Here is a 15,300-nt window from a genome sequence, read left to right on the forward strand (position 1 = left end):
CGCATGGATCGAACCTCCGTGGGCGATCTCGGGCCGCTGGTCATCAGCGGCGGATGGCGATCACGGTGGCGAAGGGCAGCCGTCGAGGGGGATGGGGAATTTGAGGGGGGCGAAAATCCCTACCCTCAGGATGCCGGCAACGCGGCTATGGTCTTCTGCGATGACGCAGGAGCTTGAGATAACCGCCGCCGATCATGGCGAGGCCACCTTTGACGAGGTCGATGACCTTGTCGCGCAGCGCCGAGGTTTTCCAGGGCTCGGACGCAACGCGCTTGTGGCCGTAAAGGACCGCGGCGATGTCGCGGTAGCTGGCACCGTTCGTCCGACCATCGGCCGCCAGCATCATGGTGCGCAGCCGGCCACGCTGCTGCGCGGTGACGCGGGTGTCGGGGATCGTCGGCCGACCCTCGGCGGCGCGCCAGAAACGGGTCAAGGCCTCCAACCGCCCTATCGTGTCCGCATCCAGCGGGATCAATGCCGCCAGCGGCGCGTCAGGGCGAGTCCCAGCCAGCAGCAGCACCTGCGCGGCATGGGGTGACGGACCATGGACCCAGTATCGGCCCTCGGCGCTGTCGCGCGGCGCGACCATGTCGCCGAACGACACGCTGGCCGCGCCCACAAGAAACGCGGGCTGCTGGGCGAGAAGCACGATGGCCGGATCGACAACCGGCGACCACGGGATATTCTGTTCCACAGCGGAGAGAGATGGCCGCGCGGCGAAATCGCAGCCCCCAGCGCTGCTCCACCTCCCGGGGGAGCGGGTCGGCGTCCGAGCCGGCCGTCACGAGGGACTGGTAGTGGTCCTGATAGGTCTCGTCCCGGCGCAGGCATTCCCAGGCGAGCCCCTCCACCGACAGCGTGTCGAAATAGACGTAGCTGGCATCCTCTCGCCAGCGCGATGTATCGGGCTTCATCACTCGCCTCCGCATCAAGCGTGCGTGTCGAGTGAGGACAATCAGGGATTGAGGGTATTGCGGGAAGCCGGCCGGGGAGCATCGCGTGATGCCGTAGCCGCATCACCCCTGCGAACGGACTGCAACGTCAGACGGGACGATTGAGCAGGTCCTTGTAACCGCTGGAGGCTACCCATCGCGCCCGCGCCAGATGGCTGTCATGGACATGGCGGGCGCGTTCGGGTTGCCTAGCCGCGTCGATGCCGAACAGCACCGAGGCGATCTCCTCCCAGTCGGCGCCATCCGCGGTGGCGTCCAAAAGGCGCGCATAGAGCTTGATGTGCGCCCGGTCGTAGTCCGTGAGCTCGGAACCGGTCGGTGCGGTGTCCTCGAACGTCTTGGTCACCATGCCTCCCGCTACCCTTCCCGATACCGGTTTCTTGAACCCTACACGACCTTCGATGACGCCGCTGCTGTGGCTTATGTAGAGAATACTCCGTGGTGAAATACTCATCAAGGCGATGCTCTCTCGACCATAGAGATCAGAGAGGTGTTCGCCCGAAATTTGAGGGCTGCCAGGCGCGCCAAAGGCCTGTCGCAGGAAGAGCTCGCCCACCGCGCCGGGATCGATCGCACCTACATCAGTTCGTTGGAACGCTGCGTCTATCACGCCAGCATTGATGTCGTGGACCGGCTGGCCTCTGCCCTCAATCTCGATGCTGCTGAACTGCTGAAGAGACCCGCGGCTGACTTGCATGCCGATCTGGAAGATCCGGAAGTGTGAAGCATCCTCGATCGAGCTGATCCACCTGGGTGTGAAAGCCCCGGCCGGAGCCGGCCGGGGCCTTGTGCGGCTCACTCGCCGCGGCGCCCGCTGGGGCGGGACCAGATCAGCGAGAAGGTGTCGGCGTCCTCGTCGTCGAAGAGGTTGGCGTAGATCGGGGCGTTGAAGCTCGGGTCGTCCAGCTTGAGGCCCAGATAGTCGCGGCCTTCGCTGGAGCGCTTGGACCAGGCGGCGCCGATCTCGATCCGGCCCACCAGGACCCGGTGGCTGGGGGCGTTCTCACCGTTGGTCCGCAGGTCGGGGACGATGCGCACGCCCTTGGCCTGGACGCTGAGGGTGACAATCTCGCCGGTGAACTCGTTCGCGCCGGTCTTCTTGAAGGTGCCGATGGTGGCCATGGTAAATCTCCCGTCTTCCGTTTCCGAGCCCGCACCATGCGGCCTCGATGGCGATCGGAAGGCCGGAGGCGACCGACGCCGCATCGCCTCGGGGCCTCGTCGCGCTGGCGCGATGGGGTGAGGATTGCGACCGGAGCGCAGCGGAGGACGGCGCGAGAGGGACTTTCTTGCCTCGCGAGGAATGACGGCGCCTCGGGGTCCCCACGCGACCTGTCGCGTGGGGTGGGGTCCGGCAGGGGAAGAAAGTCACGATGCGCCGTTGCCGGCAGAGGCGGTCGAGGCGCAGCCGTCCTTCGGCCAGATCCGCCCATTGGAGAGGCCGTTTGGAGCGGTCGACCGACGGATGCCGAACGGGGATGATGGCGACCCGCCGCAACCTCACGAAAGACCGGCCTGATCCTCTTCGGCTTCACGTCCCCCGTTCCGGGCCGGCCCCGTGTGGTTCCGCAGCCAAGGTTACAACCGGCAAAGATCGCTCCCACGATGCGCTGGTCCGCGACTGACCACGAGGCGTCGTCCCGTCTCAAGAAATTGCGATCGACCGCCGCTTGGGCCTCTGCCGCAAACGGGGGCGCCACCGATCCCCATCCTCGGACAGCGCGAGCGGCAAAGCTCTTTCGGCTCCGGCCCTGCCGAATGACATGGAGCGTGCTCAGACCTGCGCAAGGTCCCGGCTGGACGGGCCGGCGGCCGCCATGCCAGCGACCCGTAACAGCGTCGTGATGCCGATGGCAACAGCGCCGATGATCGAGAAGATGATCTGCCACGTCTCGGACGGCATGGCGAGCTTCGCGATACCATGCGTGGCGTGATAGCCGGCGATGACGGCCGGGACGACGAAGGCGAGCGCAATGGGGAGGCGCGCCCACATCGGACGCACGATCCCGAGCAGAACCTGGCCGATGCCGAGCGTGATGCCCCCGGCGATCAGGCCAACGACGATCGCACCGAGCCAGCCCGCGCCGGTTTGGTATGCCCAAGTGCCGGCGCTGACGGCGGCGAAGAACGGCAGTGCGAAGACGGCGAGCGTAAATAGCAGCCAGTAGGATAAGACGATGGCGGCGAGACCAAGCAGGATGCCGAGGAAAATCATGGTGGTGTCTCCGTGAGGACAGCTCTGACGGTCGCGCCTTCCACCACCACCACGGCGCGATCACCAGCATAGCAAGAGAAGATGCATGCCGGAATCCCAGTAAGGGGGATACCCGGCACGTCATGCGTACACCTCCGCTATCTGGCGAAGGGATCGATTTCACGGACGATCTGCGAGGCGTCACCGTCGAACTCGTCGGCTGGCACGACCGAGAGGCTGCCGTCACCGGCGCGGAAGATCACGATGACGACCATCAGGGTCTTGGCGAGGCTGAGGGCGAAGGCTTGCGCATCGGTGGAGGACATGGGGTCCGGCTCCTGCTCGAAGCGGAGGACCATCCCCCGCTGACAGGCGCCCGACGGGTCCGGCCGAGGGCCGCAATCACCGCGCAGGCGAAGCGGAGCGGTGGCACGCTATGCGTAGCCGACCCCTTGCGGGTTGATGGCGTCAGGCCTTCGGTCGGCACCTAAGGATCAGCGCAAAAAAGCGGGGGTGGATCGTCGCTCGAAGATCGGCAGGTGCGGCCGTCTCCCTGCATAAGCAGGCTCTGGAGGCTTTGTTCAGGTCCACGTCTGATGAGTACAGGTCCTGCTCGTCTGTCTGGTGAGAATCGATAACGGAGCCAGCACTTTCATGGGAAACGTTCAGGGCTCGTGAAATTCGATTTTCGATGGTCGAGGAAGGGGCAGCGCTCACGCGCCGCCCGATCCGAACCGATAGACCGGGATGCCGAGCTTGCGGGCCTTGTCGGCGAGATTGTCCTGGATACCGGTGCCGGGGAAGATGATGACCCCGATGGGCATGACCACGAGCATCTGGTCGTTGCGCTTGAAGGGCGCGGCCTTGGCGTGCCGTGTCCAGTCCGGCTTGAACGCGATCTGGGGCACCTTGCGCGCATCGGCCCAGCAGGCGGCGATCCGCTCGGCGCCCTTGGGCGAACCGCCATGCAGCAGCACCATGTCGGGGTGCTTGGCGTGCACCTGGTCAAGCTTCGCCCAGATGAGCTTGTGATCGGCCGTGTCACCACCGGAGAAGGCGATCTTCGGACCTGTGGGCATCATCACCTCGGTTTCAGCCCGCCTGCGGGCGGTGAGGAAATCGCGGCTGTCGATGAGGGCGGCGGTCAGGTTGCGATGGTTCACCAGGGATCCGGTACGGGGGCGCCAGGCTGAGCCGGTGTGGCGCTCGAAGGCGTCGGCGGCCTCGTCGCGCATCAGCTCGAAGGCATCGCGGCGCTCCACGAGACTCTGCCCCTCGGCGATGAGGCGTTCCAGTTCCACCGAGCGCACCTCGCTGCCGTCCTGCTCCTGCTGGCTGCGGCGCTGGCCCTGCTCGTTGTCGTCAAGGGTGCCCGAGATACGACCGGCGGCACGGTGGAAGAGATGGACGGTGGACCACAGAAGGTCGGGGAGGTCGGGCTCCAGGCGGGTGTCCTGCAGGGTCGCGATGAGAGCATCGAAGATGTCGGCGATGGCGCCGGTGATGTGGTTGGCCTCGGGAAGGGGCCGGGGATCGGACTCGTCGTTGAGCGGGCGGTAGCCGTAGAGCTGGAGTTCCTGCAGCAGGTGATCGGTCGGAGAAGAGGCGTGGGGTTCGTCGTGCTCGGTGCTCATGGGATGCTCCGTCGGTTGGACCGCAGCCTTGCGGCCTTCATGGCGACGAAGCCGGCGGGCGGGACCGACCTGCACCCCGCGAGAAACGCGGGGCCGGAGCGTGAGCGGAGGATGGCGGAGGCCGACGATTTTGCTTCGCGATGGAAAGGCGCGCAGCGGCGCCGGAAAATCGTCGGCCGCAGCCATTGCCGGGACGGGACGACTGCTGGCCGATCGCCCTCTGGAAGGCCTGGCTGCGGGTCCTCTGTCGGCGGTGAGCTTCAGAGCGCCGCGTGAGAGCATCCCCGCTCCGTGCCGCTCCAGATTACGGGCGCAGCACCACGAAGCGGCTGACATCCTCGGGGGCAAGCTGGCATCGCAGTTCCGCCCGCAACACATCGACGCCAAACACACGCAGATCCTCGTTGAAGTCGCCGAGCGCTGGCGAGAGCACGATGGCCTCGATCGCGGCGGAGTTCGCCCGTGCGATGAGGCTGTCTCGCGCTTTGTCGCCGGCCGGGTCGCTATCACGGACGATGTAGAGCCGTCGCAATCCAGATGGGAAGGCGATGGCGGCAAGGTGTGCGGCCGAGAGCGCCGCTACCATCGGGAGGCTGGGCATCACGCCGTGGAGTGACAGGACGGTCTCGATGCCCTCGCCGGCGGCCATCACATCGTCAGCCCTGCCGAAGCGAACCGCGTGCTCCAGCAGGTGACCCCTGGCGCGCCGGGGTGTGGCGATGGCGGCCTTGTCCGATCCGTCCGGAGCGAGCCATGTCCGGTGGATGCCCATGATCCGTCCCCTGAGATCGGTGACGGCAGCGATCAGGGCCGGCAACGGCTGAATGGGACTATGCGCTTCTGGTAGGTAATAGCAGCGGGGGTGAAAGCGCAGGCTTCCGGTTTCGTGCAAAGCCGTGATGCCGCGGTTCCGCAAATACGCCTCTACGATTGTGCCCGGAATCGGCTGTGCGGCGGCGAACAGTCGACGTGCCGAGATGACCGGATCACGTGAGGAGCTCGGCTTCGTGCGATGGGGGGCTTCCGCATCTGGGGAGATTGGCGGAAGGCGCAGAAATGCTTGGGCCTCGGCGACCACATCGCTGAAGTTGGACAGGCCCCGGCTTTCGCGGATCACGTCGAGGAGATCGCCGTGCTCCCCCGTCGCCGCATCGGTCCATTTTCCGGCTGGGCCCTTTGCGCTGTCCCTCAGACGCACAAACATGGAGCGACCGGGCGTGTTGCGAACATCGCCCACCTGCCAATAGTGCCCCTGCCGCTGACCGGCGGAGAGAAAATGGCGACAGACCGCCTCCGCCTGTCGGCCGAGCCTGTGGGCCAGATCATGGGCCGCATCCGTCATTTGGACGCTCCAAGAAAAAGGCCCGCCGTCCGGACCACGCGATACAGGGGTCGCGGAGCCTCGGCCGGCGGGCCAGGTTGTCCGGGAGGATTATTCGGCGGCGATCGGGGGAGAGGCCGCCTCAGGCTCTTCAGTCTCGGCGAGGTCCTCCTCTTCGCCCATGGCCGTTGCGCCGTCCTTCTCCGCCGTCTTCTCGCCGGTGGTGTCGGACGGCTGGGTCCGCAGCGGCTCCGGGAGCCACCCGCCCTCGGCAAGGAGGGTTTCGGCCTCCCGCGCCATGTCGCCCTTCTTGAGGTGGGCGATCCGCTCCGCTGCGCGTTCGCCCTTGGCCTCGGTCACCGCCTGCAGGATGCGGACCTTGGTGACCCGGCCAAGGAAGGTGTCGACGGTGGGCTTCCACCCAGCCGCCGCCATGTCGAGCACCACCGCCTGTGCCAGCCGGTCGGCATGAGCGAAGGCCCGCGGACGACGGTTCCAGGCCTCGTGCACGGCATTGACCGAGAGGCTCACCACATGGGCGAACAGGGCGGCTCGGCTGTCGCGGTCCCACCCGCTCAGGGTGTCCCAGAGCGCGACCGGCTCTTTCGGAAGCGCCTTGGCCCAGCTCTCATGCCGGATACGGATGGCCTCGGCCGAAACGCTGTCGTTGAGGCCAGGCGCCTGGGCGTTGAAGGACACGCTCTTGAGATCGAGTTCGAGGCAGCTGTCGGAGCCGTAGGCGTAGAAGGCCTTCAGCGTGAGGGCGTGGACCGCCGCGAGGAAGGCCACATCGGGCTGTTCGCCCAGCGCATGGCGCAGGCCGAGGGTGCGATGGGTGGTCAGCTCCGTGAGCAGCCGGTCGGAGATGGGGGTGAGGCCGTCCTCCTCCTCGGGCTCAGCGGAAGCATCGGACGTTACTGCCTCCTGTCGAGGTGCCGAGGTCACGTCGGTGGAGACTTCGGCCTTGGCGGAAGTGGCATGCTCCTCTTCGACCGGCACTTCGTCCTCCGGGCGGACATAGCCCCGCTCCACCCGGAGCTTGCCATCCTGTGCGATGCTGACGAAGGCGCCGGCGCGGCCGACCTCCGCCGGATCGAATGCGAGGGGGCGCGTATCAAAGGCCTCCAGCACAGCCTCGAGCTCACCGAGCCGCGCATCGACCTCCTCGGGAAGTTCGTCGGCATCGGCATGTTCTTCGGAGAGGCGATCATATGCGGCCTGGGCCGTCGCCCGAGCTGCCTCCTCCTCCCGGGTCCGCGGCGTCGGCTCACCCCGCAGCTGGCGCAGGCCGTAGGTGTGGCCATAGGCGAAGTCCGGCGCGACCTCGATCCATTTCCAGCCTTCGCTCCGGATCGCGTCGGCCTCGGCGGCGAGCTTCTCCGCCACCATGCGATCGACGAGGGTGACATCCTGCAGCCAGCCACCGTCGTCCCCCTGGAACAGGTCGCGCAGCACCGTGCCGCCGGCCGTCTCATAGGCCTCGATGCCGATGAACCGGGCCCGCTTGTCGCTGGCTCGGACGGCGCCCTCCGTCAGCATGCGCCGGATGACATAGGGCTGCTTGTCGTAAGCCTGGGCGAGACGCTCCAGCACCTGCTCCTGCCGCTCATGGTTGCCAGAGACGGTGAAGGCCATGAGCTGGTCAAGGGTGAGGCCATCCTCGGCATAGACGTCGAGCAGCTTCGGCGACACGGAGGCGAGCTTCAGCCGCTGCTTCACCACCGCGACCGAGACGAAGAAGGCAGCCGCGATCTCCTCCTCGGACTGGCCCTTCTCCCGCAAGGCGAGGAAAGCGCGGAACTGGTCGAGGGGATGGAGGGGAGCCCGCTGGACATTCTCGGCCAGCGAATCCTCCTCGGCGATACCGCCCTCCCGAACGATACAGGGCACGGGCGCGGTCCGGGCGAGGCGCTTGCGCTTCACCAGCAGTTCCAGCGCCCGGTAACGCCGTCCGCCGGCCGGAATCTCATAGATGCCGGTCTCGACGCCATCTACATCGACGACGGCGCGGACATTGAGGCCCTGGAGCAGGCCGCGCCGGGCGATATCCTCGGCGAGTTCCTCGATGGACACGCCCGCCTTCACCCGGCGGACGTTGGACTGGCTGAGCACCAGCTTGTTGAAGGGAATGTCGCGGGACGACGAAAGGGTGATCTTCTGAACAGCCGTGGCCATGGGATGCTTCTCCGCGACGGGCGGCCGGAGAACCTCTCTCTCAACCTCCAACCCGTCACGAAGCACGGCGCCGCCCTCTTCCTCTGAGGGCAGCGCCGCAGAACCGACGATCCGGAAAGCTGGAACCGCACGAAGCCGGAGACACGACAATCCGCATCTCCGGCTTTGCGGATATCAGGCGGCCCGGTCGAGGAGCTTCTTTGCCCGTGCCTCCAGATCGAGGCGGGCGTCCTGGTGCGGCTTGTCCCGCGCCACGGCGGTGATGCCCTGCACGAAGTCGAAGATGCTCTCGGGCTTCCGGCCCTCCTCGGCGAGCACGGTGTCGATCACCTTCTGCGTCTCCGACTTGGAGAAGCCCTTGCGACGCAGGAACTCGGTACGATCCTCGTCGGTGCGCGCCACGATGCGCTCGCGCGCCGCCCTGATTCCGTTGACGAAGGGCATGGGGGAGGAATTGGCGAACCGCTCGAGAGCCGGCGCTGCCTGATGGGCGAAGCGCGAGGCGGCATACTTGGAGTGGCGGATGGTGATCTCCTCGAAATCCTCCACGCCCCAGAGGTTGCGGTTCTGGCACACGGCCCGCAGATAGAAGCTGGCGATGCCCAGCGTCTTCGCCCCCACCTCCGAGTTCCAGCAATAGAAGCCCCGGAAGAACAAGTCGGGCGAGCCATCAGGCAGCCGCCCGGCCTCAATGGGGTTGAGATCGTCCACCAGGAACAGGAAGACGTCCCGGTCGGAGGCGTAGAGCGTGGTCGTGTCCTTCGTGATATCGACGCGGGGATTGTAGATGCCGGTTGACCAGTCGAGCACGCCCGGCACCTTCCAGCGGGTATCTCCGGTGCCGTTGCCGGCGATGCGGCGCACGGCGTCCACCAGCTCATGGTCATAGATGCGGCCATAGTCGGGACCTGTTACGGCGCGCAGTTCCGCCCGGCCGTTCTCCACCTCGAGTGTCTTCACCTGCTCGGCGCGGTGCGTCAGCAGACCATGTTGCAGGTTGATGCCGGCGAGTGGCGCGGGGAGCTGGCGCAGATAGGAGGCCGGTGCCCCGACGAGGCTTGCGAGCTGGCCGAAGCTCCAATGAGTCGGGGCAACAGGAGCGTCCGCCCCGGGTAGCGCGAGCATCAGCCGGTCCGGCGCCTCCCGGCTCGCCTCGACGCGGATGGCGGCGCTTTCCGCGGTCCGCGTCCGGCTCCGGTCGGACCGCCCGCGCACCGCTCCATACAGCTCAGACAGGGACAGATAGCGCTCGTCCGCCGGCCGGGAGAACCACTCGGAGGACACGCGGCCGATCCGCTCGCCACGGCTGGCATCCACCTTGTAACCGCACGCCGCATCGCGGTGTCCTTCGAGAACCTGAACCTCGATCATGGGACCAAACTCCACGACGGGTGCCGGGAGCCTCTCTCCCGATCCTCAACCCGTCATGGCAAACCCGGTCAAGCTCTCACTCTTTGACACTGTCGAGATGACTGGGGGTGTTTCCTCCGAAAAAGGGCTGAGCCCCAGCCGGGGGCTCATCTTGAATGCTGAGGAGGTCAGGCTCTCGCTTGCCCGCGCTGAACGAGAGCCGCCGAACGTCCGCCATGATAGCCGGCGACTTTCGTCGCGCTGCTTCCATTCCGCTTCCACACGGCACAGTCGAAGGCGATGGAAGCAGAAAACGCCCCGAAGGGCGCTTGCTAACTATCTGTTTTTCTTAGGAAAATTTGGAGCGGGCGAAGGGATTCGAACCCTCGACCCCAACCTTGGCAAGGTTGTGCTCTACCCCTGAGCTACACCCGCATCCATTTGCCGGCGAGACAGTGTGTCGGCGGCAGGTGCGGTTCTATAGAAAATGCCGGCGGCGAATGCAACACCCCTTTGCATTCTTTCTCCGCCGGCCTGTGGATGGCTTGGCCGCGGCGCCCCCGCAAAGCCTTGCAGCGCAAGGCCGCAATACCCCTCACTCGCGATGGATCGGGTCGATCCACTTCACCGCTTCCGGCTTCTCCACCGGCTCGATGTCGAGATTCACCACCACCGGGTCCTGGCCGGAGCGCACCAGCACGCATTCCAGCGTCTCGTCGGCGGAGGCGTTGATTTCCTGGTGGGGCACGAAGGGCGGCACGAAGATGAAGTCGCCCGGCCCGGCTTCGGCCACATATTCCAGATTCTCGCCCCAGCGCATGCGGGCGCGGCCCTTGACCACGTAGATGACGCTTTCGAGATCGCCGTGGTGGTGGGCGCCGGTCTTGGCGTCGGGGTGAATGTGGACGGTGCCGGCCCAGATCTTCTCGGCCCCGGCGCGGGCGCGGTTGATGGCGGTGGCGCGGTTCATGCCGGGGGTCTGGGCGGTATTGGGATCGAGGCTGTCGCCGGGGATCACCTGCACGCCGTCGGTGCGCCAGTCCTTGTGGTGGTGGTGGTGGTCGGAACCCATCTTTTCCTCCAGAGCGCGCCGGCGGCATTCGTCTCGCGAAACACGCTGCGAACCTTGCCGCGCCTCGCCTGCGAGGCTAGAACGGCGCCAACTTTCCCGCACCCCTTTTCAGGAGACGGCGGCCCATGGCCCCCTATCAGTACGCCTACCACATGCACGGCATGACCAAGACCTATGCCGGCGGCAAGAAGGTGCTCGACAACGTGCACCTCTCTTTCTACCCGGACGCCAAGATCGGCGTGCTGGGCAACAACGGCGCGGGCAAGTCCACCCTGCTGCGCATCATGGCCGGCATCGACAAGGATTTCACCGGTGAGGCGCGCCCGGCCGAGGGCGTGCGCGTGGGCTACCTGCCGCAGGAGCCGGCGCTCGATCCCACCAAGAACGTGCGGCAGAACGTTGAAGACGGGGTGGCCAAGCAGAAGGCCATTCTCGAGCGCTACAACGAACTCGCCATGAACTACTCGGACGAGACCGCGGACGAGATGACCCAGCTTCAGGACGAGATCGAGGCGCAGGGCCTCTGGGATCTCGATTCGAAGGTGGAGCAGGCCATGAACGCCCTCGGCTGCCCGCCGGACGACTGGGAGGTGACGCGCCTCTCGGGCGGCGAGCGTCGCCGCGTCGCGCTCTGCCGGCTGCTGCTGGAGCAGCCGGAGCTGCTGCTGCTCGACGAGCCCACCAACCATCTCGACGCCGAGACGGTGAACTGGCTGGAAGGGCACCTGCGCACCTATCCGGGCGCGATCCTGATCGTCACCCACGATCGCTACTTCCTCGACAACGTGACCGGCTGGATTCTGGAGCTGGATCGCGGCCGCGGCATTCCCTACGAGGGCAATTATTCCTCCTGGCTCGGCCAGAAGCAGAAGCGCCTTCAGCAGGAGGGCCGCGAGGACGAGGCCCGCCAGCGCGCCCTCTCCCGCGAGCAGGAGTGGATCGGCGCCTCGCCCAAGGCGCGCCAAGCCAAGAACAAGGCGCGTATCCAGCGCTACGAGGAGCTGCTGCAGCGCGCCTCCGAGCGCCAGCCCTCCGCCACCCAGATCGTCATCCCCGTGGCCGAGCGCCTGGGGCAGAACGTCATCGCCTTCGACCATCTCAGTAAGTCGTTCGGCGAGAAGATGCTCATCGACGATCTCTCCTTCAAGCTGCCGCCCGGCGGCATCGTCGGCGTCATCGGGCCGAACGGCGCGGGCAAGACCACGCTGTTCCGCATGATCACCGGGCAGGAGAAGCCGGATGGCGGCTCCATCGAGATCGGCGACTCGGTCAAGCTCGGCTATGTGGACCAGAGCCGCGACGCCCTCGATGACAAGAAGACCGTGTGGGAGGAAATCTCCGACGGCAACGAGGTGATCTACGTCGGCAAGAAGGAGATCCCCTCGCGCGCCTATTGCGCGGCCTTCAACTTCAAGGGCGGCGACCAGCAGAAGAAGGTGGGCATGCTCTCCGGCGGTGAGCGCAACCGCGTCCACCTCGCCAAGGTGCTCCAGCGCGGCGGCAACGTGCTGCTGCTTGACGAGCCCACCAACGACCTCGACGTGGACACCCTGCGCGCTCTGGAAGAGGCGCTGGAGGATTACGCCGGCTGCGCCGTCATCATCTCGCATGATCGCTTCTTCCTGGACCGCATCGCCACCCACATGCTCGCCTTCGAGGGCGACAGCCACGTGGAATGGTTCGAGGGCAACTTCGCGGACTACGAGGAAGACAAGAAGCGCCGCCTGGGCACGGACTCGGTGATCCCGAAGCGGATTCAGTACAAGAAGTTTTCGCGGTGAGGTGAGGGATGTGAGGGGAGGGGCGGCAGCCCCTCTCCGTGTTTAATTTAATGGCATGCGATTTAGCCCTTGGGGCCAACTATCACGCGAACTTTCAAATCATTTCCTGAGTTTTCAAGATCTCGTTCAAATCCGATTGGATTTCCAATTATCCCCTCGGGGTCGTATATGAAGCAAAAAAGTAGGCTGCAATCTGGATGTTGTCGATATCTTGCTATGTCAACTAATAGCTGAGCGCCGATTTCGGCGGGTTTAAGGGATGTGCGTGTTTTCTTTATTTCTATTACGATCTTCTCTTGCTTTAATAGAAAATCGACGCGAGAGGATCCTCCGGAGTTGCTTGGAGTCCATTCTTCCGGTCTGATGTCGTCGAAATGCATTTTCAAAAGTGCATGTATAAGATCTTGGACATCATATTCGTCTTCTATCGTCAGTGTATCGCGATCGGCGTGCCTAGATCTCAGCTGTCGTGCGACGGAGTGGAAGCGAAGGCAAATTCGCTCTATTATAGATATTGCATCAATTCGAAATTCGTCGAATTCTGATTCTGTTCCATAATATCGTATCTCATCCAGCATGGATGCCAAAATTGCTTCGGATTTTTTCAGCCCGCTATTGTATGCTCGCAGAAGTTCATCATCTTTTAGCGGAATTGAAAATACGCTTGGGTTGAAGTTGATGTCTGAAAATTCGCTGACATTGCGGCTTTTTTCGCCAAAAATCTTCTCTAGAGCGATTTCTGTATCCCGCTTCCATTTGATGAAGTCCTGACTGGCCCGAGAGCTATTTCTAAGGTCGGAGATGCAGGATTTTTGTCTCTCTATGATTTCAATGGCCTTGTTCCGATTCATTGCAATCTGGTTCCCTGACGTGCTGTGACTGAGTAAGGCCAAGTTGCACCGCCCCAGCTTGCCACCTTCTCCCCCATCTGCAAGCCCCCGCGCCCATACCACCCTCGCGCCCCAGCCGACTGCAACGGAGCGGTAGCGCAGTGGAAGGAGAGCCGGGGCCCAGTGCAACGGCCCGCTGCAGGCGCTTCTGAAACCCACCGCTCTCAGGTCTCGCCCGCTGCGCGGAAGTTCTGCGCTGGACCCCGGATCGGCGCTCCACCTGCGGTGTCGCTTGTCCGGGGAACGGCTCCGGCTGTGCCGTCGCGGGCGGGGAGCGCCGCCGCAATCCGGTTGAGCCGCCGCGCCGGGCGGGCCAAGATCGCGCGAACGATCCCTGCCGGAGATATCCGTGACTGAACCCGACCTCGACGCCCGCCGCTCGGCGCCTGCGACGCTCAAGAACCGCGGCCCCATCGGCGACCTGCTGCTGCCGTTGCTGCCGCGCGCCGGTACCGTGCTGGAGATCGCCAGCGGCACCGGCGAGCATGTGGTGCATTTCGCCCGCCGCGCGCCGCATCTCCTGTTCCAGCCGTCCGATCCCTCTCCCGCCGCCCGCGCCTCCATCGCCGCCTGGACCGCCGCCGAGGGCCTCGCCAACGTGCGCGCGCCCCTCGCCCTCGACGCGGCGGGGGAAGACTGGCCGGTGGGGAAGGTGGATGCGGTCGTCTGCATCAACATGATCCACATCAGCCCGTGGGAGGCGACGGTGGGCCTGATGCGCGGCGCCGGCGCCCGCCTGCCGGCGGACGGCATCCTCTTCACCTATGGCGCCTATGTGCGCGACGGGGTGGAGACGGCGCCGAGCAACGTTGCCTTTGATGCGGACCTCAGGCGTCAGGACCCGCGCTTCGGCCTGCGGCACCTCGCCGAGGTGGCAGGGGAGGCGGCGAAGCACGGCCTCGCTCTGGCTCGGGTGGAGGAAATGCCGGCGAACAACCTGTCGCTGGTGTTCCGGAAGGTCGCGACTGTTTCGCCGCGCGGTGTCCCTGTGCCATAGTCGGCGCCGGCGCTTGCCAGAGGCCGGGCCTGATTCTCCGGCCGACGCCCCCCTCCGGGGCCGCCCGCGCGGCGGCCTTCAAGGGGGCCCTTCAGCGTTCGAGGGACACACTCGCTCGGGGAGAACCATGGCGCGCGTCGTCGATCCGTTCATCAAGCTGTCCTCGCCCCGCATCTTCCTGGTGCGGATGCTGGTGTTCCTGGCCCTGTGCGCAGCGCTGGCGGCGGTGCTGCACCGGCAGATCGTCGCCGCCTTCCTCAACAATCCGGGGCTCAACGGCGTCATCTTCGGCGTGCTCGCCGTGGGCATCATCCTCGCGCTCCGGCAGGTGTCCCGCCTGTTCCCCGAGGTGGACTGGGTGAATTCCTTCCGCCTCGCCGATCCCGGGCTCGCGGTGTCGCGCCCGCCCACGCTGCTGGCGCCCATGGCCGCGCTGCTCGGCGAGCGGCTGGGGCGGATGAGCATCTCGCAGGCCACCATGCGCTCCATCCTCGATTCCATCGGCACCCGCCTGGACGAGAGCCGGGACATGGGGCGCTACCTCACGGGCCTGCTCGTGTTCCTCGGCCTGCTCGGCACCTTCTGGGGCCTCCTGGAGACCGTCTCCTCCATCGGCGCGGTCATCGGCGCGCTGCAGGTGGGGCCGGACGTGGGCTCCATCTTCGAGGACATGAAGAGCGGCCTCGCCGCCCCCCTCGGCGGCATGGGCACGGCCTTCTCCTCCTCGCTGTTCGGCCTTTCCGGCTCGCTGGTGCTGGGCTTCCTCGACCTTCAGGCGGGCCAGGCGCAGAACCGCTTCTATACGGACCTCGAGGACTGGCTCTCCACCACCGTGCGCGACCTCGACGACGGGCCGCGCGACCGGGCGCTCGCCGCCGACCGCGAGGCGGCCCCCCGCGTGCCCGCCGCCCCCGCTCCGGCACAGGTTGCCGC

At 65.7% G+C, this 15,300-nt stretch carries 16 protein-coding genes and 1 tRNA gene; 4 read left to right on the top strand and 13 right to left on the bottom strand.

The features are described 5' to 3' along the window. Positions 1–145: 145 nt before the first annotated feature. The 3 genes from ACE3QW_RS15900 to ACE3QW_RS15910 all read right to left on the bottom strand — a co-directional run bounded on the left by ACE3QW_RS15900 (position 146) and on the right by ACE3QW_RS15910 (position 1,302). On the bottom strand, positions 146–604 hold the full coding sequence (locus ACE3QW_RS15900; RefSeq protein WP_374252441.1) for a DUF2285 domain-containing protein: 459 nt from the start codon (positions 602–604) through the stop codon (positions 146–148). Further along, positions 492–929 (bottom strand): transcriptional regulator domain-containing protein, encoded by a 438-nt coding sequence (locus ACE3QW_RS15905; RefSeq protein WP_374252443.1) that lies wholly within the window; start codon positions 927–929, stop codon positions 492–494. The genes ACE3QW_RS15900 and ACE3QW_RS15905 overlap by 113 nt, the downstream gene beginning before the upstream one ends. A gap of 112 nt (positions 930–1,041) precedes the next feature. Further along, on the bottom strand, positions 1,042–1,302 hold the full coding sequence (locus ACE3QW_RS15910; RefSeq protein WP_374252445.1) for a DNA -binding domain-containing protein: 261 nt from the start codon (positions 1,300–1,302) through the stop codon (positions 1,042–1,044). Between the two features lie 126 nt (positions 1,303–1,428). Between ACE3QW_RS15910 and ACE3QW_RS15915 the strand changes: the two genes are divergently transcribed. Further along, positions 1,429–1,677 carry a helix-turn-helix domain-containing protein gene (locus tag ACE3QW_RS15915; protein ID WP_374252461.1) on the top strand — a complete coding sequence of 83 codons (249 nt, stop codon included), beginning with the start codon at positions 1,429–1,431 and terminating at the stop codon, positions 1,675–1,677. A gap of 71 nt (positions 1,678–1,748) precedes the next feature. Here the strand turns inward: ACE3QW_RS15915 and ACE3QW_RS15920 are convergent, their stop codons facing one another. The 9 genes from ACE3QW_RS15920 to ACE3QW_RS15960 all read right to left on the bottom strand — a co-directional run bounded on the left by ACE3QW_RS15920 (position 1,749) and on the right by ACE3QW_RS15960 (position 10,699). Then, positions 1,749–2,075, bottom strand: a complete 327-nt coding sequence (locus ACE3QW_RS15920; RefSeq protein WP_041576006.1) for a DUF736 domain-containing protein — start codon at positions 2,073–2,075, stop codon at positions 1,749–1,751. A 652-nt stretch (positions 2,076–2,727) separates the two neighbouring features. Further along, complete coding sequence (locus tag ACE3QW_RS15925) at positions 2,728–3,168, bottom strand: hypothetical protein (RefSeq protein ID WP_374252447.1); 441 nt, start codon at positions 3,166–3,168, stop codon at positions 2,728–2,730. A gap of 137 nt (positions 3,169–3,305) precedes the next feature. Next, positions 3,306–3,473 carry a hypothetical protein gene (locus tag ACE3QW_RS15930; protein ID WP_229644176.1) on the bottom strand — a complete coding sequence of 56 codons (168 nt, stop codon included), beginning with the start codon at positions 3,471–3,473 and terminating at the stop codon, positions 3,306–3,308. Positions 3,474–3,860: 387 nt separating this feature from the next. Continuing rightward, positions 3,861–4,781 (bottom strand): DUF2493 domain-containing protein, encoded by a 921-nt coding sequence (locus ACE3QW_RS15935; protein ID WP_229644311.1) that lies wholly within the window; start codon positions 4,779–4,781, stop codon positions 3,861–3,863. 304 nt (positions 4,782–5,085) lie between these two features. Next, positions 5,086–6,123, bottom strand: a complete 1,038-nt coding sequence (locus ACE3QW_RS15940; RefSeq protein WP_374252449.1) for a toprim domain-containing protein — start codon at positions 6,121–6,123, stop codon at positions 5,086–5,088. Positions 6,124–6,213: 90 nt separating this feature from the next. Further along, a complete protein-coding gene (locus ACE3QW_RS15945; RefSeq protein ID WP_374252451.1) occupies positions 6,214–8,277 on the bottom strand; it encodes a ParB/RepB/Spo0J family partition protein in 2,064 nt (687 codons plus the stop codon). A gap of 174 nt (positions 8,278–8,451) precedes the next feature. Continuing rightward, positions 8,452–9,648 carry a DUF932 domain-containing protein gene (locus ACE3QW_RS15950; protein ID WP_374252452.1) on the bottom strand — a complete coding sequence of 399 codons (1,197 nt, stop codon included), beginning with the start codon at positions 9,646–9,648 and terminating at the stop codon, positions 8,452–8,454. A 339-nt stretch (positions 9,649–9,987) separates the two neighbouring features. Next, positions 9,988–10,062: transfer RNA gene (locus ACE3QW_RS15955), tRNA-Gly, on the bottom strand. A 160-nt stretch (positions 10,063–10,222) separates the two neighbouring features. Continuing rightward, positions 10,223–10,699: a cupin domain-containing protein gene (locus ACE3QW_RS15960; RefSeq protein WP_374252454.1), complete on the bottom strand. Its 477-nt coding sequence runs from the start codon at positions 10,697–10,699 to the stop codon at positions 10,223–10,225. A 125-nt stretch (positions 10,700–10,824) separates the two neighbouring features. Between ACE3QW_RS15960 and ettA the strand changes: the two genes are divergently transcribed. Then, complete coding sequence (gene ettA / locus ACE3QW_RS15965; RefSeq protein ID WP_029555198.1) at positions 10,825–12,480, top strand: energy-dependent translational throttle protein EttA; 1,656 nt, start codon at positions 10,825–10,827, stop codon at positions 12,478–12,480. Positions 12,481–12,542: 62 nt separating this feature from the next. Here ettA and ACE3QW_RS15970 read toward each other — a convergent pair whose 3' ends face one another. Next, on the bottom strand, positions 12,543–13,331 hold the full coding sequence (locus tag ACE3QW_RS15970; protein ID WP_374252456.1) for a hypothetical protein: 789 nt from the start codon (positions 13,329–13,331) through the stop codon (positions 12,543–12,545). 388 nt (positions 13,332–13,719) lie between these two features. Between ACE3QW_RS15970 and ACE3QW_RS15975 the strand changes: the two genes are divergently transcribed. Both ACE3QW_RS15975 and ACE3QW_RS15980 read left to right on the top strand, forming a co-directional pair. After that, positions 13,720–14,367 (top strand): DUF938 domain-containing protein, encoded by a 648-nt coding sequence (locus ACE3QW_RS15975; protein ID WP_374252457.1) that lies wholly within the window; start codon positions 13,720–13,722, stop codon positions 14,365–14,367. A gap of 127 nt (positions 14,368–14,494) precedes the next feature. After that, the coding region (locus tag ACE3QW_RS15980; RefSeq protein WP_374252459.1) for a flagellar motor protein MotA at positions 14,495–15,300 on the top strand (806 nt) is incomplete at its 3' end.

This window comes from Xanthobacter sp., assembly GCF_041911315.1.
Classification (GTDB): Bacteria; Pseudomonadota; Alphaproteobacteria; order Rhizobiales; family Xanthobacteraceae; genus Xanthobacter; species Xanthobacter aminoxidans.